Source organism: Kriegella aquimaris (assembly GCF_900103215.1).
Taxonomy (GTDB): domain Bacteria; phylum Bacteroidota; class Bacteroidia; order Flavobacteriales; family Flavobacteriaceae; genus Kriegella; species Kriegella aquimaris.
The window spans coordinates 56,282-75,908 of sequence record NZ_FNGV01000002.1; the positions used below are offsets into that span (position 1 = coordinate 56,282).

The window sequence follows — 19,627 nt, forward strand, 5'->3', positions numbered from 1 at the left end:
ACTTGTATGTACAAGTTATAATTCATACATTTCAATACCCAATTAGGGTGCCAATGTCTAACTTTGTGGCCGTGAAAACAGGAAATATCAAAAATAGAAAATACCATACCATTCAAGACTATATCAGAAAGCGTATACAGACGGGAAAGTATCCTGTTGGTAGCTACTTGCCTTCAGAGAATGAAATTTGTGGGCAATTTGGCACGACTAGAACTACAGTTAGGAAGGCTTTGGACGAACTGTTGAAGGAAGGGTTTATCGAGAAGGAGCAGGGCAAGGGGAGCAAGGTTCTGGAACGTCGAAAGTCGCTGGGCCTTCTGACGGTAAAAGGTTTTTCGGGTTCTATTGATTACAAAGTGAAAACGGTAGTTACCAAGGGCCCAAAAATTACGGAGTGGAATCCAGTTATTGCATTTTCATTGACGGAAGAAGAAAAAAAATCAAATTGTGTTTATTTTCAAAGAGTTCGGTATATCAATGACCGACCAGTGGTATTAGAAAATAATTGGTATGCTAGCAATGAACTGCAGCTAATCGATTCCGATGCATTTATAGAGGGTTCTTTTTTCAAAACGCTCAGCCAAAATCATTTTATTGAGGTTATGGGCGCTGAACAGGAATTGAGATCTATTCCGGCTAGTAAAGAGGTGGCGAAAAACCTTGGAATACAAGAAGGAAGCCCTATATTACATATATCGGTACGTTTTCGAACGAGCAAACCTGGCTTAAATCTTTATGGGGATCTCTATTGCAATACGACAGACTACCCTATTCGGAACAGTTATTTCTTATAATTTTCTAGGAGGGTCAATAAAAGAATACAGACGTTTAGGGTTCTCAAAAAACAACTTTTGATTGTATTCTTCCAATCCTTTGGCTTTTAGAAAATCAGGAACCGTCTCGATTAAATAATTCAATCCCGGACCTCCTCCATAGCTTTTCCAATAGGCGTTTTTAGCCATGTCCATACCGACAACGATTTGGTCAGGATAATAGGGCAGCAGTTGCTCCAGCAATTGTAACGAATAATTGGGCTCCTCTTTTCTCCAACGGAAGATACTATCATATTCTATTCGCACACCTAAGTCTAAGACCGAACGATTGTAGGCTACATTTTTTGCTCTATCAACATGGGACAACACGACATGTTCTAGGTTTGCTCCTAGCTTTTTAAAGAGGCGGGCCTGTTCCAGTGCCTGTCTTCCAAAATTTGTGTGTGTCAAGATGGGCGCGCCAGTTTCCAAATGCGCATTGACCGCAGCTCTGAAAATTAATTCTTGATGTTCGGTAAAAGGGCCGTCTCCGGTTGCCAATTTGATCAGTCCCGCTCTATGGGAAGTCCTTTTGATTATGGGCCCCGAATAGTCCAACTCATCGATGCCTTCTTCAATATCTGCTATAAAGAGGCGTGTCAATTTATCTTCGGAAATACTGTATCGCCAATGATTTTCTGGGTAATAAATTTCTAAATGAATACCTGTTGGTACGATGATGTTCACATCACTACGTTGGCTGACCTCTACGGATTTCAAAATATTTCTTCCGCAATTCGCTGGCATGGTATCTACAACTGTTCTTCCTCCGGCATCATGGAAATTCTTGAGTTCCTTTGAAATTTTATCGACATCGTTCAATAGAAACTCTGGGTGTTTGGCCGTTACATAACCATCATCGATTACGATATGTTCATGTGAATAGGTCAAGCCCATTTCCGAAAAGGAGAGGTCACCTAAAACTGTTCTAAAAAAATCTTGGGACATAGTTTTAATTGTTTGCCCAGCCATTTCGGGAAATATCTGCAACATTAATAGGCATTTCTAGAACGGCTCCTGATCGAACGAGGGAATCTTGTAGCTTTTGAACATCGATATTTTTTGCATCCAAATCCGTATCCAAAGATAGTATCGCAGCCAAACCGGCAGCTTGACCCATACTCATGGTCTGAGCCATGGAGCGGCAAGAGGCATGTGCATCATGGGTCGCTGAAAAACAGCGCCCTACAACCCAAGTGTTCATGCTTTCTTTGGGAACGATGGTGCCATAGGGAACCCCATAGGCTCCTCCGTTCGGAACATATTCCCAAAAAGTTTCTGAACTGCCATTGTCCGATTTTCTATGGTCCTCTATGGGTGCTCCACAGAGAAATATTTGATTATCAAAAGTTTTGGCCGACATACAATCTTCTTTGGTCAATCGATATTCACCAAAAACCCTACGGGTTTCCCTTACCCCGATTTGATTGGAGAGTCCTATTATTTTTGCATTTTGGTATCCTGGCACTTCTGCTCGAAAGAAATCTTCGAAGATAAAGGCTTGTCGACGCCCTTCGATTTCTGCCTTGGTGATGCCCTCCACATCCAAAGGGTCAAGGTCTATTACTTTAACGGCAACGGTAGAAATACACTTCGGTTGGCACATCTCGTGGGCCGAACCTTCTTTTCTTGGTAAGGGGTGCGAACCTTTTGCGTAGGCTTTGGCCATTTTTTCTTTTAACATTTTTTTTCCTCCGGCCGCATCGTATTCATTATGTTCAACGTTCGACATTCGGAAAGTAGTCGTCATACTCTGGGCTGCATCTTTTTCACCGGCTTTTTCATAGGGTATATCCGCCCAATGGCAATAATCTGCATCCCCGGAGGCGTCGATGATGCGTTTGGCCAAGATCGAGAAAAACCCCATGCCTTTATTGAAAAATATACAGTTAGAAGTTTCACCGGCACTCTCAACGTCGACCAGGGTAGAATGATAAAATAGTTCTACGCCGCTTTGTAGCAATAGCTTATCCCAAACTTGTTTCAATTTTTCTGGGTTGTAATTTACCCCGGTTCCTGCACCATAGGTGTTCGGCCGAAGAAAAATATCACCCGATTTATTGAGCTCATTGACAATGCGATCCGGGATTCCCCCAACTATTTTCTTGGGGCTTTCTGAAGGCGTAAAAAACCCATAAAAAGTATCCAGCATTTGCGTTGAGGTACCGCCCGGAAACCCGTATCGTTCTACAAGTGTTACCCTGTGTTCTCCTTGGGATGCAGCTATTGCCGCGGTAGACCCTGCACTACCGCCGCCTATGATGAGTATGTCGGTCTGGTATGTTTTGACTATGGCAGAACTAAAGGTCATCAATGTTCTTTTTCGGACCGACATTTTCATAAAGCTTTGCCATTAAATGCGCATGTTCGTCGTAGGCCGACTCGAATAAATCAACGGCCCTTTGTTCACCCACGATTTTTCCGCTGCTCAAGACTTTAGGTGATTTTCCGTTTTTATGGAGAATATTGGCTACTTCCGCTTTTATGGAATTGATGATTAAAACTCCGCCCAAGGTCGAACCGGGGGCCACGGGAGAATCAAGTCCGTCAATATAGAGCATGGCATCGCCTAAGGGAGCACCAGTATCTAAAATATAGTCGGCAAAATCAATGAGTTTTTTACCATCTGCTTTTTTTGAGGTGCTTCCTTCTAAATGTAAACTACTGACAAGGGCGACCACTTTGACATTGCGTTTTTGAAATTCCTCTGCCATTTCGATCGGAACCACATTACAGCCACTTGAGGAGATAATCAATGCCGTATCTTGCGGACTCGTATCGAAATTTCTTAGAATACGCGACGCAAGGCCTGGTACATTCTCTAAGAACATCGCTTGCCGTTGTCCGTTGGCACCTACCACCAAATTATGGAAGGAAAGTGATAATTCCACAATCGGGTTGAACCCGGGAAACGACCCGTATCGTGGCCACATTTCTTCGACCATCATGCGACTGTGACCCGACCCGAAAAGGTGCACCATACGACCGTTCAAGATAGATTGAGCGAATAGTTTGGCAACTTCTTGAATGGTTGATTCTTGTTTTTCTATGGTGGAAATAATATCTTTTCCTTTTGACAAATATTGTTGTGTTAAGCTCATTTTAGTGTGAATTTTTTTTGGCGAAGAATGCGGCGCCGATGGCTCCGGCGTATCCTCCTAGTTTTGCTTCTTTAATTTTTATTTGATAGCCTCCCGGGCGCCATTCATAATCGGACATGAATTTTTTTAAGGGTTCCAAAAGTGAATTGCCAGCTCCGGCCGTAATCCCTCCCCCCAAGACAATGAGTTCAGGAGAGAGAATGTTAGTCAGCGAAGCAAGGGCGACCGCTAATTTTTGAACAGATTCCAACCACCAGGTTTGAGCCTTTGGGTTTCCGATTTCATAAGCGTTCACCAACTCTCTGACGTTTTTGAATCTGCCATTTGTTCTTTCATAAACCGAAAAATTACCTATTGCATGTTCCAAGCTGCCCGGCATATTGGTCATGGTAGGGGCGCCTTGAAAATCAACGGTCATATGGCCGACATGGCCTGCTCTTTGTAAATTTCCCTGATAGAGTTTTCCGTTTATAATAATCCCTCCACCTACACCAGTGCCCAAAGTGAGCATCAATAGGTTTTGAATTCCTTTTTCATGATAAAAAGATTCATACTCTGCCAAACAGGCCGAATGCCCATCGTTGATAACCCTAATATCTCTTTTGAGTACCTGGGACCAGTTGAAATTTTCTATGCCCTCTAATCTTTCGGGCATGTGTAGGGTCATTGTGTTTTCAGAATCGACAAGACCGGGAGCAGAAATACCACAAACGACTGCATCGGAGTTTCCTTGTGCATATTGTTCAGATTTCTCTTCAATAATCCGAACTATTTTTCTCTTCCAAAGTTCTTTCTCCGCGGATGCATCTTCGGTCAACACTTCGCCATTTTCTAGAATTTTTCCTTTATCGTCTAGAATGACCGTCTTTATTTTTGTACCCCCGATGTCTATCCCCAGATAATATCTTTTCATTGCCGAAATTTATTGATATTGCCCTTCGCTCAAGGCCCATCCTCCGTCTACAGCTAAAACTTGGCCCGTTATAAATTTCGAATCTGGGTGCAAGAACATGAGTACGGCACTATTAATGTCTTCAGATGCCCCTGGGCGCCCACCGTCCAGAGGTTGTTTGGTCTTTAAAAAAGATAGAATATCTTCATTTTCAGCAGCTCGTTTCGCCATGGGTGTAATAAATAGGCTTGGTGCGATTACATTTACACGGATGTTATGTTCGGCATAATAGGATGCTATCGATTTCGAAAAACCAATAATTGCAGATTTTGCCGCGGCATAGGCATGGGTCACAAAATATTTAGGGGAAGGGGAGTAGCCCAATACCGATCCCATATTTAGAATCGCCCCTTCTTTATGATGCTCTAAAAAATAATTGACCATCGCCTGATTCGATAGCATCATCGAGGTCAAGTTCAGTTCCATGGTCTTGTTCCAACCTTCTAAGGTGATTTTATCCAATGCGCCGTCGCCCCATTTTCGACCACTTCCCCCGGCAACATGAAACATTCCGGTGATAGTGCCAAATTTATCATGAGCCATTTGAATGGCCGTCTTCGCGGTCTCGGGGTCAGTGGCGTCGCCACTTAGGGAAATGTTAATAGGACCCAAAATTGCCTCGGCCTTTTTACAGCTTTCGAGATTTCTTCCCACGACCAGCACGTTAGCGCCTTTTTCTTTCAGCGCGATTGCTGCAGAAAGTCCCAAGCCGGTGGTTCCGCCCATGATGATATATGAAGTATTTTTAAAATCCATAGTCTTTAAGTTCAGACAGTTAACATCTTGGTAGTGCATGATGCGGATATCGAATTTTCAGAAATGTCCATTGCAATTTTTTTATTCTGCCCGTGTTACTTTTTGGGAAACTTTCCCTGATGTTTTATGTTTTAAGATGAGTGTAATATCTCCATTGGGCAAAATCTCTTTTTTTATTAAATAGTGGTCAACATCATAAGATTCCCAATGTTTTTGATTGTCTTCCGGGTCGTCGCCCCGCCAATCTTCTAAAACAATTGGTTCCCAAGTTTTGGTTTCTGCCGATTTGAAGGCGGCATCCAAGATGGCATTCACCACGTACCCATCGTAAAAAGTTTCAAGGGGATCACGGTTTTCTTCAATGGCGTTAAACATGTCGGTAAACATGTGGGGGTATCCGAGTTCATGGGCTTCATCACCAACAGGAAACAACCAACCGGTGTTAGATTCGGCTTTTTCGGCAACATAGCCATCATCGCCTTTTCCCGTGGTGAACATTTCAAAACCGGTACGCAAAAAACTATTGACCCAAATAGTACCTTCAGTACCCATAACCTCGTCACGGAGGTCCATTCCCCCTCTGAACGTCCAGCTTACTTCAAACTGACCGATGGCTCCATTCGTATATTTTACAAGGCCAATCGCATGGTCTTCGGCATCAATTGGGTGTACCTGCGTATCTGCCCAACACATCACTTCAATGGGTTTTATATTCTTACCGATAAAATTACGGCTGATTTCAACACAGTGGCAACCTAAATCGATAATGGCACCACCACCCGACTTTTCCTTGTCCCAAAACCAATCACTATGCGGACCTGGATGTGTTTCGCGCGACTTTGCCCAGAGTACGCGACCGATATCGCCACGCTTAACACTCTCCATCGATTTTAAAAATTTGGGGGTATAGCAGAGGTCTTCCAGATACCCTCCAAAGATTCCGGCTTGCTCTACCGCATCAAGCATACGTTTCGCTTCCGCAGCTGTTCGACCCAATGGCTTGGTACAGATAACGTGTTTTTTGGCTTTTACACAAGCATGTACCGCGGCCTCATGTAAATGGTTGGGAAGTGAAATCAGCACCACATCGACGTCAGGATGAGCAATGGCATCTTCCATGGATGTGCTGTAATGGGGCAATCCATAATCCGAGGCAAAGCGTTTGGCATTTTCTTCATTTCTAGAATAGACCATGACAACATGGTCTCTGCGTCTTTGGGCGTGCAGCGATTCGGCATAAAAGCGGGCTATAAAACCCGAGCCCAGCATGGCGATTTTCATATGCTATATATTTAATCTATATCGGAATAAATTTCTGTTAATCATATTGCTTTGGTAAAGGTAAGAAATTCAACTTGTACGTACAAGTTGAATTTCCTACTTGGTCTTCTGGTTATTTTAACCTCTGCATGACACGAATGATTCATAAAACCCTTAATGTTAGCTATTTCTAAAAGGGACTTGTCTCCGAATGGGACATTTTTATATTACACCTGAGATTCAATTATAAGCGTCTAGGTATCTGAAGTATGCTCCGTCATTATTGGATACCCATAGAAATTTTGAATTTGCCCTATTGCGACACTTTCATAGCATTTTTAGAAGCGTTTTATAGACAACGCCAAAGAGAGGTATTGCACACTACTATTGGTTTGATATAATATTTCTGAATCACATATAAATCATTGCTAGAAATGAAGTTTTGATGAGAATTAATGTCCTTGGTGGTTTAAAAAATAGGCTGCATCTCATTGGTTATGTCACTCCCTTTAATTTTTTCCTAAAGCAAAAAATTATGGGACCTATTGGAGTTTCTTCCATAATACCATTAAAAAACCAAAGAGTATATTTTGTACGCTCTTTGGTTTTTAAATGCAGGTTACGCTATGCAATGTCTTGGCTATCGTTTGTACGGTAACTATTCTATAGTCCAAACATCATTTACCCGATCTAATATGGAATTACTTTGCTGACCTCCTATGACCCAAATCTTAGAATCAAAAATGGCGGAAGAATGACCATGCCTTGTTGAGAAAGGAGCTGAAGAAGTCGCTCTCGTCCAAGTAATACCATTAACACTTGACCAGATATCATTTTCGAGGGCTGATGCCGACTTGCCTCCAATAACCCATATTTTATTATTATGTACTACAGTTGTATGTCCCTGTCGTTTTGAAAAAGCAGCGGATGGCGAAGCCGCTGACCAATGGGCTCCATCGGTAGTAAACCATACATCATTCATCAAACCAGTACTTCCAGTTCCGGATTTTCTGCCTCCAATAACCCAAAGTTTATCATCGTGAACGACTGTCGTATGACCTGATCTGGCCTCAAAAGATGCGCCCGAAGCCGCTTCGACCCAAGAAATTCCGTCCGTAGTATACCAAACATCGTTGAGTTCGCCCCCGACAGCCGAATTTCCGTGACCGCCAATGACCCATATTTTATTATCATATACCGCAGCTGTATGGTTAACGCGCCCTGAAAAGGGAGGTTCTATAGCTTCGGTCCAATTTACCCCATCGGAACTATACCAAATATCGTTGCTATTTTCACCTCCAATGTATCCGCCAATAACCCACATTTTATTATCAAATACTACGGTTGCGTGCCCCGACCGCCCATAAAATGGTGTCGATGTAGTTGCCGCTGACCAATTAGCGCCATCACTGCTATACCATGCATCGGTCTCGTAATAATGACCTTCATAACCAGAAATTACCCAGAGCTTATCATCAAAAACAATAGTAGTATGATCGGCTCTCTTTGAAAAAGCACCATCTGAAGTTACCGAATTATAATGCAACCCTCTAGTAGTGAAAGATCCAAATTCGCTAATTTTTATGTTTCCATGATTATCCCTAGCCAATACCCACCAGTGATATTTTACATTTGCAGACAAAGGACTTTGGATTTTGAATTTATTCTCGGTCACCCCACTTGCCAAAAGTGTTTGTGGACGTTTCTCTGTGCCCAAATAAATCTCATAGGTAACCCGACAAAAACCGCAATCGAACGCTTTTTCCCATCGTAAGGTTGGTGTTAGTGGTACTTCTAAAAAGCCTTTAGAAACATCGACAAGCTTAAAAGAAATCGAGTCCTTGTCTTTTATAACGGGATAATCACCGTATTTATCGCAAGAGGCTAGTATGAGTACTATTGCAACGAGTGTAAATTTCAATTTTTTCATGATATAGATTTTAAAGTTCATATACCTTTTATGTAACACATCATCAAAGGTTAACATCATGATAAAAAGTATATAATCATATATCAGTGGTTTGCTTTGATCCGCTGTTTTCTGGTTTTTCAAATTTTAGATGGTTAATGATTATGTTTAGGGAAATAAAGAAATATTATCACTGTTCGGGCTGTCTTCAATGGTTTTTAACGTTATATCGGAGGTCAGTATACATCCAGGGCCGGCCAAACTTTAAATGTTTTCACAGCATCCATGTGTTTATAGCGAATAGCCTGGTTAAGAAGATTATATCATGAATCTGTTCTTACCAAGAAATCTGAAGTATTCATAGTTTAAATAGAGGCTTGAAAATAACCGGGTTTCGGGCTTTTATAAAGTTTTAGGAATTTGACGGGCAACAATCGCTTTTAAAGCAATTAAGCTTTTTGAAGTATCTGAATCTACATGAACTTTGATTCAGTGAGAGCCTTTTGTAAGTACGAAATCTCCTTGAAGCATTTTTATTACATTGATCAAGGAACGTATATTATGATAATTGACTTTCCATATTTGTGCCTTTGCATCATATTTGGCTTTTGGGTTAGAATCTAAACCTTCTCCATACCAACCGCCATATTCATGGTCTATCATATAGGTGTCGATATAGTCCCATTGTTTTTCAAACAGTTCGTAATAGCGCTTCTCTTCAGGGAATAGTTTTGACATTAGGAGTAGGGAATTTAAGCCCTCAGCTTCTGTCCACCATATTTTTGCACGGTTTTGTATCGTACATACATCAGGTTCAAAATAGTAGCCACCGTCATAAAAACCTCCTATTTCAGTATCCCAACCAGTGGCCAATGCGTGATCGACCATTTTTTTCGCTTTTTTTAGGGTAATACTATCATTTTTTAACCCTAACGCATGGGACGCTTCCAACATTAGAAAGGCCGTCTCCACGTCATGGCCAAAAGAGACATGGTCTAACCCAAAATTTTGTTTTCTATAGGCCTCGGATGAATCTTTTAATGAAACCGGAGTCCAATCTCGCTGAAGATGAAGCGTGAGATATCCCTTTTCTGTGGCAATCGTATCGCGGATCAATAGCAAAAGTTCTTCCAATCGTTCTTTGACCAACCTGTCGGGCCAAACTTGGTATAGGGCCGTTAAGCATTCCAAAAGATGAATCGAAGAGTTTTGGTCTTTCCAATCCTTTCGAATAAAATTATCGTAATTTTTATCATTTTCGGTAACATCAAGTAATAAAGAACCATCTTGATTCAAGACATCAAAATATCCTTTATACGTTTTGTCATGGGCGTGTTCATCTAACCAATAGAAAGTTTTTTTTGCGAGATCAAGGGCCGATTCGTCTTTTGAAACCGAATAGTAGGTGGCAAGCCCATAAATGGCGAAGGCGTTGCCATAGGTGCTTTTACCAGTAGAAAGAAGTTTTAAAGAATCTACATCTGTACCCAAAAGGGTATAAAACCCACCATTTATGGTATCCCACATATGGTTTTTTAAAAATTCGTATCCGTGAGCTGCAATTTGTTGGTAGTACGCATCCTTGTAAAATTCTGCCAAAATAGAGGAGGTCCAAATATGGCGTGCTTGGCTGACGAGCATTTTGTTCTGCTTTCCTTTCTTTTCCCACCGATAATCAAAATCAGACCAAAACCCGCCGTGAATACTATCAATGGTTTTCGGATACCAAACCTGCACCAGGTCTTTTAATTCTTGTTCAAATTTTGGTAAAATCTCCGGGTAATCTTCGACTTGCTTATCTTGTTTCGATTGGCAAGAAGCTAGTACTATCAAGAGAAGGAAGAGCATAAGCCCAAGTTGTTTTAAAGGAGTTTTCATATGACGGTTCGTTAGGCACTCGAGACAATCATAAAACTAAGAATAATTGGGTTATGTTTTTAACCTACTACCGAAACAAAATCAATACGGCACCCACTGCGGTCAGGACCAATATCATTTTTCGGTAAAAATCTTCTTTGATGATTTTAACTAACCGAACCCCTAGGAATACCCCGATTAGAATGCCCGGAAGCAATTTTAGATCAATAAGCAATGTTTCTGGGGTTATGGTTTTCCATACCCATACATGAAATGGTAGTTTGAAAACATTAATGATTAAAAAAAGCCAAGCCGCAGTACCAATAAACTCGTTTTTAGGTACGCGCATGGCCAAAAAGTAAATATTGCTGAAGGCGCCCGCCAAATTACCGATCATCGTCGTAATTCCGGCAATAATACCAACAGTACCTGCGAAGGCCCAGTGGGTCGGCACAGATTTTGATTTTCTTCGATCCCACCAATACATCATCAGGACACTTACCACAATAATAACTGCCATACCTATTTTAAACGTACTCTCGTCGAGGTCGTTTCCAATAAGTACGCCTATAATGATTCCTGCCAAAATCCAGGGTAAGAAACGTATAATATAGTACCAACGGGCATGCCTATTGTAATAAATAACGGCAAAAATGTCTGCAGCTATCAGTAAGGGCACTACAAGACCTGTAGACTCTTTCGCACCGAAGGCTAGGGCCATTAAAGTAACGTTTATAATGGCTATGCCTTTAATGCCAGCCTTGGAAAGTCCGATAACCATTGCCGCGGCAACCGCCATGCCCCAGGCCATGATTGAAATATTCGATAGTGTTGATAATATCAAAATTGATGTTTAGTGGTCAAAGGGCAAATGTATCTTAAAAAATTTTATCTTTATCGATCAACCAAAAACCATTTTATGGAGCTAAGTACCCTTGATTATAGTTTTATTATAGTTTTCTTCTCACTTGTTCTTGGAATAGGTGTTTATGTTTCCAAAAAATCCGGCAAAAACTCTTCCGAATTTTTTCTATCGGGAAGAACAATGCCTTGGTGGCTTTTGGGGCTGTCCATGGTAGCGACCACATTCTCGACTGACACTCCAAATTTGGTTACTGATATCGTACGTACAAACGGGGTTTCTGGAAACTGGGTCTGGTGGGCATTTTTAATTACAGGATTATTGACAGTTTTTGTGTATGCCAAATTATGGCGTAAATCGAATGTAAATACGGATTTAGAGTTTTATGAGATGCGCTATGGTGGCAAACCTGCTAGGTTTTTAAGAAAATTTAGGGCGGTTTATTTGGGCGTGATATTCAATGTTATTACGATGTCGGCGGTTACTTTGGCTGCTATAAAAATAGGAGGTATTATGCTAGGGCTTGAGCCCTGGCAAACGGTTATCAGTGCTGGTTTGATAACGGTTACTTTTAGTGCTTTGGGAGGATTTAAAGGCGTTGTTTATACCGATTTCCTATTGTTTTTTGTTGCTATGGGAGGCGCTATCGGAGCGGCTTATTATTTGGTGAATATTCCCGAGGTTGGAGGCATACAGGCTTTGATAGAACATGAGAACGTTGCTGGAAAACTAAATATTCTTCCTGATTTCAGCAATAAAAAAGCATTGATAACCTTGTTTATTATTCCGTTGGCCGTTCAGTGGTGGAGCTCTTGGTACCCAGGTGCAGAACCTGGCGGTGGCGGTTATATTGCTCAAAGGATGCTTGCTGCAAAAGATGAAAATCATGCCATTGGAGCTACATTCTTTTTTAATATTATGCATTATGCTTTGCGCCCTTGGCCATGGATTTTGGTGGCATTGGCCTCTTTGGTTGTATATCCTGACATTGCCAGTATTCATGAGGCTTTCCCCAATGTGGCCGAAAGTAAATTGGGTCATGATCTTGCTTATTCCGCAATGTTAACGAAATTGCCTAGCGGACTTTTGGGTCTGGTATTGGCTTCTTTGATAGCCGCCTATATGAGTACTATTTCTACCCAATTGAACTGGGGGTCTTCGTATATTGTATTTGATTTTTACAAGCAACAGGTAAAACCGAATGCTTCCGAAAAAGAACTGGTAGCCGTGGGTAGAATTTCTACCGTGGTATTGATGGTACTAAGTGCAGGTTTGGCGCTGGCCTTGCAGAACGCATTGCAATTGTTCGATGTTCTGCTAGCTTTTGGTGCTGGTACTGGATTAATTTTTATTCTGCGTTGGTTCTGGTGGCGTATCAATGCATGGAGTGAGATTACGGCCATGTTCGCCTCAGGTATAATTTCGATTATTTTCAAATTGACGCCACTTGGTCCATACCTATTTGCTGCCGAGACAGGGGTCTTCCCTGATTGGGCCGAATATCTATTTATTGTCGGAATCACCACCGCGATTTGGATGGCTGCGACCTTTATGACTCAACCGGAATCGAAAGAGGTACTTCGCAATTTCTACAAAAAAATACAACCAGGTGGGCCAGGCTGGTCCAAAGTCGTCAATGAAGCTGAAGCCGATAATGTTGAAATCATCAATACTAAGGAAAAATGGAGTGTTCCTTCGGGCCTTACCGCAATGCTCATTGGCTGCGTTTTGATCTATTCCATAATGTTTGCAACAGGCTACTGGATTTATGGTCGAACAACTCCGGCCATAGTCTTGACCGTTGTCGCTGCTATTTCAGGATTTCTCCTGATTAAGGCTTGGAACCGAATGAAAGACCATATTCTGTAAGTGGTTATATGAGGGATCGTATACTATCTGTAGACATTTTTAGGGGCATGACCATCGTTTTGATGATTCTGGTGAATACACCAGGTACTTGGTCAAGTGTTTATGCCCCATTCTTGCACGCCCCGTGGCACGGATATACACCTACAGATCTTGTTTTCCCTTTCTTTTTATTTATCGTGGGTACTTCGATTGCCTTTGCTTACAAAAACAAAGCTATCAATGCGGGCACCTATAAGAAAATAGTCGTTCGTAGCTTGAAATTGATTGGACTAGGGCTTTTTCTAGGTGCGTTTACAATTTATTTTCCCTTTGTAAAAGATTTTTCTGATATCCGTTTCCCTGGAGTATTACAACGCATAGGAGTAGTCTTTTTCTTTGCCGCTGTTCTATTCATTAATTTCAATTGGAAAACCCTAATAGGTATTTCAGCTTTTCTTTTGATAAGCTATTGGTTGTTGATGGGGTACGTTCCCGTAAACGGTATGGAATCGACTTTTGAACGAGCACCCAACAACCTAGCCAATTATTTAGATGTTCAGGTGTTTGGCACACATAATTATAAAGACGATTATGATCCCGAAGGGTTGCTAAGTACGATTCCTGCTATTGTGAGTTCGTTATTAGGTGTTTTTACCGGATTGATATTGATGTCGAAACAACCCAAAAAAGCCACTATTTTAATGGGCATAGGAGGTTCGATGTTAATTGCCGGACATTTATGGGATTTGTTTTTTCCTATAAATAAAGCCCTCTGGACAAGTAGTTTTGTTCTTGTAACCGCAGGGTGGGCCAACTTGGCTCTAGCGCTTATTTATTATCTTACGGATGTCAGGGGCGTTCGCTTCGGAAGTATCTTCCGATATGCCGGGGCCAATGCGATCATTCTTTATTTTTTATCCAGTTTTATAGGAAAAATTTTGGGTCAAATAAAAGTGAGCGATGGTACATCAATGCACGGCTGGTTTTTCAAGACCATTTATATACATGATTTTCTATCCATGCAAATGTCCTCATTGCTTTATGCTCTAACGGTGGTGACTTTCTATTGTCTACTGGCATATCTACTTTACAAAAAGGGGATTTTCATCAAAGTTTGATACTAGACAATGTTCTTTATGTGAATATACATTTGTTCTTTTAGTACTTTTAGTGTTGGTAAAATTAAATGCGGCCATGAAAGAAAAACCAAAAAATGTTTTAGGTACCGAACTACAGTCTTGCTGTTTTGACCCCCTCACCGGTTTTTACCGTGACGGGTTTTGCCAAACAAGCGATGAGGATTTAGGCACCCATATAGTTTGTGCTGTCATGACGGATGAATTCTTGAAGTACTCCAAGTCAAAGGGCAACGATTTGTCTACCCCGATACCCGAATGGCATTTTCCAGGACTAAAGGCAGGGGATAAATGGTGTTTGTGCATTCTGCGCTGGCTAGAGGCCGAAGAATCAGGCATTGCCCCAAATATTGTATTGGAAGCAACTCATGAAAAAGCCTTAGAATATACGGATTTCGAAGTGTTGCTAGAGTTTAAATATTAGCCCTTTTTTTCCATACGTCATGGCAAATGCCAACGAAATCGACCGGCGTTTGGCCTGTGCACTACAACAGGCTGCCTGATTAAAACTCAAATGTAAAATCATGGGATATCAAGCTCTAGAAACTAACAGAATAGGGGTTTAAAAGTAAAAACAGAGCAAACTCAATAAGTCGAATATGGAGAATCCCATTAAAATTTAGTTAGCGGCATACTTTTATTCTATATCGGGGAGTATAGTCTTACTCATGAAATTGCCTTGCTAAAGAAAGAACTATAAATTTCCCTTTTCCATTAACCTTGCCACATACTTTCCGATAACATCAAATTCTAAATTCACTTGTGTACCTATTTTATACGAGTTAAATCTTGTATGCTCGTAGGTGTAGGGTATAATGGCCACACTAAAGCGATTATTTTCAGAATTAATAACCGTTAGGCTTACTCCATCTACCGTAATCGAACCCTTCTCGATGGTTACATTGTTTTGGCTAGGATTGTACTCAAAAGTAAAAATATGACTGCCATCTTTTTCCTCAGTGGCAATACAGACTCCGGTTTGGTCGACATGGCCTTGCACAATATGCCCGTCGAGTCGCGAACCGAGCACCATAGCAAGTTCCAAATTTACGCTGTCTCCAACCTGCAGCTTGCCCAAATTGGTTTTTAGCAAGGTTTCCTCAATGGCGGTAACGGTGTAGGTGTCTACATTGAGCGAAACTACGGTTAGGCAAACCCCATTGTGAGCGACACTCTGGTCGATCTGTAACTCATTGACCAGTTCTGATTCTATGGTGATGTGAAGGTTGCTGCCTTCTTTTTCCAGTTTGTCGACAAGACCCAAAGTTTCAATTATTCCCGTAAACATCTTCCGTTTAAATTAAGTAATTTTGTGCATTCGATTAAGAGACAAAGGTACGGCTATTATGGAGGAAAATGAGAAAATAAAACTAGGGATATCCATCGGGGACCTTAATGGTATTGGATGTGAAGTGGCGCTAAAAACTTTTGAAGATTCGCGTATGCTCGACTTTTGTACCCCTGTCTTTTTTGCATCCAACAAAACCATTTCTTTTCAAATGAAAGAATTGGAATTGGATATTAAATACAATGGAGTGCAAGAAGCTTCAAAGGCGCTGGACGGCAAAATAAATGTGGTCAATGTCTGGAAAGAGGTGCCTAAAGTGCAATTTGGTGAGGGTACAAAAGAAAGTGGTGATTACGCTATAAAATCGTTAAGGGCGGCTGTTGAGTCATTAAAAAAGGGAGAAATAGATGTGCTCGTCACGGCCCCTATCAACAAAAATAATATTCAAGCCGAAGATTTTAAATTTCCAGGCCATACCGATTATCTGGCACAGGAACTTGGGGGAGAGAGTTTGATGTTTATGGTGACCGATGACCTCAAAGTTGGTTTGCTAACTGATCACGTGGCCGTAAAAGATGCGCCAGCTGCTATAAATGCTATTTTGATCCGGACTAAGGTTAGGACAATAGAGAAATCATTGCAAATGGATTTTGGTATTCGAAGACCGAAGGTGGCGCTGTTGGGCATAAATCCGCATAGCGGAGATAATGGAGTTATCGGAAAAGAAGATGAAGAAGTATTAAAACCTGTGATACGAGAGATGTATGATGCAGGGCACTTGGTTTTTGGCCCTTACGCCGCTGATAGTTTCTTTGGCTCCGATGCCTATAAGAATTTTGACGCCGTTCTTGCTGCATATCATGATCAAGGACTCATACCCTTCAAAACGTTGTCATTTGGAAAAGGGGTCAATTTTACCGCGGGACTCTCAAAGGTGAGGACATCTCCCGACCATGGTACAGCCTACGAGATTGCCGGAAAAGGAAAAGCCGACCATAGTTCTTTTAAAGAAGCCGTTTTTATGGCGATACAAATTTTTAGGAACAGAAAGGAATATGTAGAATTGACCGAAAATGCCCTGCAGAAACAGAAAATAAGACGCTAATTTGATAAGAAGTTGGTTCGTAATCCAAAATCTTCTCATGAGTAGGCATATATTTTGTTTTTGAAATTGGGTTTTACCAAAAAAATATTATCTTTGCCCCCGCCTTTGAAAGGGCGTACTTAACAATATAGCAGTGTTACATGATGAAGCAAAAGGAGTTTAGTATTCCTTTCTCTGGATTGAAGCAAGGAAAACACGAGTTTAAGTATAAAATTGAAAAAAAGTTCTTTGAATCTTTTGAGTATGATGAGTTTAATGGTGCCGATATTGACCTTACGGTCATTTTGAATAAAACAAGCACCATGCTAGAGCTTGATTTGAGGGCTTTGGGGGTGGTAAATGTCGATTGTGATCTTACCAGCGAACCCTTTGACCAAAAAATAGACGCTAAGCTTGAGCTGGTGGTTAAGTTCGGTGACGAATATAATGACGAGGATGATGAGCTTTTGATTATTCCGCATGGCGAACATCAAGTTAATATAGCACAATATGTCTATGAGATGTTGGTGTTAGCTGTTCCTCAAAAAAGAATACATCCAGGTGTGGTAGACGGGACGCTTAAATCGGAAGCACTTGATAAACTAGCGGCCCTGCAACCGAAAGAGACCAAAGAGAATAAAGAAGAAAACGATCCCAGATGGGATACACTGAAAAAATTATTAACGGATAAATAAGTTAAAATGGCGCATCCTAAAAGAAAAATTTCCAAAACCAGAAGGGATAAAAGAAGAACCCATTATAAGGCCGTAGCTCCTACTTTAGCTACGGATCCTACTACTGGTGAAATACATTTATTCCATCGTGCACATTGGCACGAAGGTAAATTGTATTACAAAGGTCAAGTTTTGATTGACAAGACCGAAGAAGCCGAGGCCTAGTAGCAAGGGCATTGAAATAAGAACTCTCACTCTTTCAAGATTGGGAGTTTTTTTGTTGAACTAATTTAGGATAATTTTTCTTGTACCCTTACCTTGTTACAAGGTTGGGCTATAAGGTAATTCTAGGATGTTCATAGGAATTCTAAAAAATCCTGATTTTAATCAGAAAGTCGCAAAAAATCACTAATTTTCACAACTTTTGATATGTTTTTGAAGGTTTTCTGATACAAAAACAACTTTAGCATGAACAAATTTTCAGCAGCTATTACGGCTGTGGGGGCATATGTGCCTAATTTTGTATTGACCAATAAAATGTTGGAAGATATGGTAGAGACCAACGATGAATGGATCACTACCCGGACAGGTATTAAGGAAAGAAGAATTTTAAAGCCGGAAGAGGGCGAAGGCACGTCCTATTTGGCCATAAAAGCTGCGGAAGACCTTCTTCAAAAAAAGGCCATTAATCCCAAAGAAATCGATTTGGTTTTGGTTGCTACGGCTACTCCAGATATGTTTGTAGCCTCAACGGCGGCCTTATTGGCATCTAGTATTGGAGCAACAAATGCTTTTTCATATGATTTGCATGCGGCATGTTCTAGTTTTTTGTACGGTATGTCAACTGCAGCCGCTTATATAGAAGCTGGCAGATATAAAAAAGTGCTATTGGTAGGGGCAGATAAAATGTCATCGATTGTAGATTATACGGATAGAACGACTTGTATTATTTTTGGTGATGGAGCAGGGGCTGTTCTTTTTGAACCTAATGAAGAAGGTATGGGATTACAAGACGAGTACTTGCGATCTGATGGCGTTGGAAGAAATTTTTTAAAGATGGATGCCGGAGGTTCACTTTTACCTGCGTCGGAAGAAACAGTTAGAAAGAGACAACATTTTATCTATCAAGACGGAAAATCGGTATTTAAGTTTGCAGTGACTAATATGGCAGATGCAGCCGCAAAAATAATGCAACGTAATGAGTTGGGCGGTGATGACGTAGCTTGGTTGGTGCCTCATCAGGCGAATAAAAGAATTATTGATGCAACTTCAAATCGTATGGGGCTCGATAGTTCAAAGGTGATGATGAACATTCAACGTTATGGCAACACCACATCAGCGACCTTGCCATTGCTATTAAATGATTATGAAAGCCAATTAAAGAAAGGGGACAATCTCGTTTTTGCCGCGTTTGGTGGAGGATTTACCTGGGGTTCCATCTATTTAAAATGGGCCTATAATTAAAGCTATAAAACCCCGTCAAAACCAAATTATAAAATAAAACCAAATTTCATGGATATTAAAGAAATTCAGAGCCTGATAAAGTTCGTAGCAAAATCTGGTGCCACCGAAGTAAAGTTAGAAACAGACGATATTAAGATTACCATTCGCACAGGTGATGGCAATTATAGAGGAGCGACTACCATGGTACAACAGATTCCTGTGGGTCAGCATATGGCACCTATGTCTCATGCACAGCCTGAGGCACCTGCCGTACAGACTGCAGAAAATGCGGCGAAAGAAGCGGCGAAAGAAGACTCTAAATATATTACTATTAAGTCACCGATAATCGGTACTTTTTATAGAAAACCGTCTCCGGACAAACCTGTTTTTGTCGAAGTCGGTAGCGAAATAGCCAAAGGAGATGTGCTTTGTGTGATTGAGGCCATGAAGTTGTTCAACGATATCGAGTCTGAAGTATCGGGCAAGATTGTCAAGGTATTGGTAGAGGATTCCTCTCCTGTAGAATTTGATCAACCCTTGTTCTTGGTAGATCCGTCTTAAAATAAATCCCAATCCGATAGCAATCGGAATAACATTCAAACTCCATTTCACAGATTTAGAATTTGGAGGCTGTAATTTGAAATT

General features: G+C 41.1%; 19 protein-coding genes. 9 read left to right on the forward strand and 10 right to left on the reverse strand.

Going from position 1 to position 19,627, the window contains the following annotated elements; translation table 11 throughout:
* Positions 1–53 precede the first annotated feature (53 nt).
* Positions 54–794, forward strand: coding sequence for a GntR family transcriptional regulator (locus BLS33_RS24635; protein ID WP_143017577.1), 741 nt, complete (start codon positions 54–56; stop codon positions 792–794).
* On the opposite strand, the gene BLS33_RS05410 is transcribed toward BLS33_RS24635, so the two are convergent.
* From BLS33_RS05410 to BLS33_RS05450, 9 genes are all read right to left on the reverse strand, one after another.
* A complete protein-coding gene (locus BLS33_RS05410; RefSeq protein WP_089887073.1) occupies positions 789–1,760 on the reverse strand; it encodes a phosphotriesterase family protein in 972 nt (323 codons plus the stop codon). The genes BLS33_RS24635 and BLS33_RS05410 overlap by 6 nt on opposite strands.
* 4 nt (positions 1,761–1,764) lie before the next feature.
* Positions 1,765–3,153: an FAD-dependent oxidoreductase gene (locus BLS33_RS05415; protein WP_218129539.1), complete on the reverse strand. Its 1,389-nt coding sequence runs from the start codon at positions 3,151–3,153 to the stop codon at positions 1,765–1,767.
* Positions 3,113–3,913, reverse strand: coding sequence for a sugar isomerase domain-containing protein (locus BLS33_RS05420; RefSeq protein WP_089886342.1), 801 nt, complete (start codon positions 3,911–3,913; stop codon positions 3,113–3,115). The genes BLS33_RS05415 and BLS33_RS05420 overlap by 41 nt, the downstream gene beginning before the upstream one ends.
* Before the next feature lies 1 nt (position 3,914).
* Positions 3,915–4,826, reverse strand: coding sequence for an ROK family protein (locus BLS33_RS05425; RefSeq protein WP_089886344.1), 912 nt, complete (start codon positions 4,824–4,826; stop codon positions 3,915–3,917).
* 9 nt (positions 4,827–4,835) lie between these two features.
* On the reverse strand, positions 4,836–5,621 hold the full coding sequence (locus BLS33_RS05430) for an SDR family NAD(P)-dependent oxidoreductase (RefSeq protein WP_089886347.1): 786 nt from the start codon (positions 5,619–5,621) through the stop codon (positions 4,836–4,838).
* Positions 5,622–5,702: 81 nt separating this feature from the next.
* Positions 5,703–6,902 carry a Gfo/Idh/MocA family protein gene (locus BLS33_RS05435; RefSeq protein ID WP_089886349.1) on the reverse strand — a complete coding sequence of 400 codons (1,200 nt, stop codon included), beginning with the start codon at positions 6,900–6,902 and terminating at the stop codon, positions 5,703–5,705.
* A 637-nt stretch (positions 6,903–7,539) separates the two neighbouring features.
* Positions 7,540–8,811, reverse strand: coding sequence for a Kelch repeat-containing protein (locus BLS33_RS05440; protein ID WP_176801339.1), 1,272 nt, complete (start codon positions 8,809–8,811; stop codon positions 7,540–7,542).
* 468 nt (positions 8,812–9,279) lie between these two features.
* A complete protein-coding gene (locus BLS33_RS05445) occupies positions 9,280–10,668 on the reverse strand; it encodes an AGE family epimerase/isomerase (protein WP_089886353.1) in 1,389 nt (462 codons plus the stop codon).
* Between the two features lie 67 nt (positions 10,669–10,735).
* Positions 10,736–11,428 (reverse strand): sulfite exporter TauE/SafE family protein, encoded by a 693-nt coding sequence (locus BLS33_RS05450; protein WP_394330897.1) that lies wholly within the window; start codon positions 11,426–11,428, stop codon positions 10,736–10,738.
* A 138-nt stretch (positions 11,429–11,566) separates the two neighbouring features.
* Here BLS33_RS05450 and BLS33_RS05455 point away from each other — a divergent pair, with 138 nt between their 5' ends.
* The 3 genes from BLS33_RS05455 (at position 11,567) to BLS33_RS05465 (ending at position 14,917) form a co-directional block, all read left to right on the forward strand.
* Entirely contained in the window at positions 11,567–13,378 is a 1,812-nt protein-coding gene (locus BLS33_RS05455; protein ID WP_089887075.1) for a sodium:solute symporter family protein, read from the forward strand.
* Positions 13,379–13,386: 8 nt separating this feature from the next.
* Positions 13,387–14,475, forward strand: a complete 1,089-nt coding sequence (locus tag BLS33_RS05460; RefSeq protein ID WP_089887077.1) for an acyltransferase family protein — start codon at positions 13,387–13,389, stop codon at positions 14,473–14,475.
* A 76-nt stretch (positions 14,476–14,551) separates the two neighbouring features.
* A complete protein-coding gene (locus tag BLS33_RS05465; protein ID WP_089887080.1) occupies positions 14,552–14,917 on the forward strand; it encodes a DUF2237 family protein in 366 nt (121 codons plus the stop codon).
* Between the two features lie 270 nt (positions 14,918–15,187).
* Here the strand turns inward: BLS33_RS05465 and BLS33_RS05470 are convergent, their stop codons facing one another.
* Positions 15,188–15,781 (reverse strand): riboflavin synthase, encoded by a 594-nt coding sequence (locus BLS33_RS05470; RefSeq protein ID WP_089886358.1) that lies wholly within the window; start codon positions 15,779–15,781, stop codon positions 15,188–15,190.
* A 58-nt stretch (positions 15,782–15,839) separates the two neighbouring features.
* Here BLS33_RS05470 and pdxA point away from each other — a divergent pair, with 58 nt between their 5' ends.
* From pdxA to accB, 5 genes are all read left to right on the forward strand, one after another.
* Positions 15,840–16,886 carry a 4-hydroxythreonine-4-phosphate dehydrogenase PdxA gene (gene pdxA, locus BLS33_RS05475; protein ID WP_089886360.1) on the forward strand — a complete coding sequence of 349 codons (1,047 nt, stop codon included), beginning with the start codon at positions 15,840–15,842 and terminating at the stop codon, positions 16,884–16,886.
* 140 nt (positions 16,887–17,026) lie between these two features.
* Positions 17,027–17,560, forward strand: a complete 534-nt coding sequence (locus BLS33_RS05480) for a YceD family protein (protein WP_089886362.1) — start codon at positions 17,027–17,029, stop codon at positions 17,558–17,560.
* A 6-nt stretch (positions 17,561–17,566) separates the two neighbouring features.
* Positions 17,567–17,764, forward strand: coding sequence for a 50S ribosomal protein L32 (gene rpmF / locus BLS33_RS05485; RefSeq protein ID WP_089886364.1), 198 nt, complete (start codon positions 17,567–17,569; stop codon positions 17,762–17,764).
* A gap of 243 nt (positions 17,765–18,007) precedes the next feature.
* Positions 18,008–19,003, forward strand: a complete 996-nt coding sequence (locus BLS33_RS05490; protein ID WP_089886366.1) for a beta-ketoacyl-ACP synthase III — start codon at positions 18,008–18,010, stop codon at positions 19,001–19,003.
* A 48-nt stretch (positions 19,004–19,051) separates the two neighbouring features.
* Complete coding sequence (accB, locus tag BLS33_RS05495; RefSeq protein WP_089886368.1) at positions 19,052–19,543, forward strand: acetyl-CoA carboxylase biotin carboxyl carrier protein; 492 nt, start codon at positions 19,052–19,054, stop codon at positions 19,541–19,543.
* The last annotated feature ends 84 nt before the right edge of the window (positions 19,544–19,627 follow it).

What these genes read in the sequence shown, in the direction of transcription:
- pdxA (WP_089886360.1), top strand. Translation starts at nt 15,840, where the DNA reads ATGGAGGAAAATGAGAAAATAAAACTAGGGATATCCATCGGGGACCTT.
- BLS33_RS05425 (WP_089886344.1), bottom strand. Translation starts at nt 4,826, where the DNA reads ATGAAAAGATATTATCTGGGGATAGACATCGGGGGTACAAAAATAAAG.
- BLS33_RS05455 (WP_089887075.1), top strand. Translation starts at nt 11,567, where the DNA reads ATGGAGCTAAGTACCCTTGATTATAGTTTTATTATAGTTTTCTTCTCA.
- BLS33_RS05460 (WP_089887077.1), top strand. Translation starts at nt 13,387, where the DNA reads ATGAGGGATCGTATACTATCTGTAGACATTTTTAGGGGCATGACCATC.
- BLS33_RS05440 (WP_176801339.1), bottom strand. Translation starts at nt 8,811, where the DNA reads ATGAAAAAATTGAAATTTACACTCGTTGCAATAGTACTCATACTAGCC.
- rpmF (WP_089886364.1), top strand. Translation starts at nt 17,567, where the DNA reads ATGGCGCATCCTAAAAGAAAAATTTCCAAAACCAGAAGGGATAAAAGA.
- BLS33_RS05450 (WP_394330897.1), bottom strand. Translation starts at nt 11,428, where the DNA reads ATGGTTATCGGACTTTCCAAGGCTGGCATTAAAGGCATAGCCATTATA.
- BLS33_RS05430 (WP_089886347.1), bottom strand. Translation starts at nt 5,621, where the DNA reads ATGGATTTTAAAAATACTTCATATATCATCATGGGCGGAACCACCGGC.
- BLS33_RS05490 (WP_089886366.1), top strand. Translation starts at nt 18,008, where the DNA reads ATGAACAAATTTTCAGCAGCTATTACGGCTGTGGGGGCATATGTGCCT.
- BLS33_RS05470 (WP_089886358.1), bottom strand. Translation starts at nt 15,781, where the DNA reads ATGTTTACGGGAATAATTGAAACTTTGGGTCTTGTCGACAAACTGGAA.
- BLS33_RS05410 (WP_089887073.1), bottom strand. Translation starts at nt 1,760, where the DNA reads ATGTCCCAAGATTTTTTTAGAACAGTTTTAGGTGACCTCTCCTTTTCG.
- BLS33_RS05445 (WP_089886353.1), bottom strand. Translation starts at nt 10,668, where the DNA reads ATGAAAACTCCTTTAAAACAACTTGGGCTTATGCTCTTCCTTCTCTTG.
- BLS33_RS05435 (WP_089886349.1), bottom strand. Translation starts at nt 6,902, where the DNA reads ATGAAAATCGCCATGCTGGGCTCGGGTTTTATAGCCCGCTTTTATGCC.
- BLS33_RS05420 (WP_089886342.1), bottom strand. Translation starts at nt 3,913, where the DNA reads ATGAGCTTAACACAACAATATTTGTCAAAAGGAAAAGATATTATTTCC.
- accB (WP_089886368.1), top strand. Translation starts at nt 19,052, where the DNA reads ATGGATATTAAAGAAATTCAGAGCCTGATAAAGTTCGTAGCAAAATCT.
- BLS33_RS05480 (WP_089886362.1), top strand. Translation starts at nt 17,027, where the DNA reads ATGATGAAGCAAAAGGAGTTTAGTATTCCTTTCTCTGGATTGAAGCAA.
- BLS33_RS05415 (WP_218129539.1), bottom strand. Translation starts at nt 3,153, where the DNA reads ATGAAAATGTCGGTCCGAAAAAGAACATTGATGACCTTTAGTTCTGCC.
- BLS33_RS24635 (WP_143017577.1), top strand. Translation starts at nt 54, where the DNA reads ATGTCTAACTTTGTGGCCGTGAAAACAGGAAATATCAAAAATAGAAAA.
- BLS33_RS05465 (WP_089887080.1), top strand. Translation starts at nt 14,552, where the DNA reads ATGAAAGAAAAACCAAAAAATGTTTTAGGTACCGAACTACAGTCTTGC.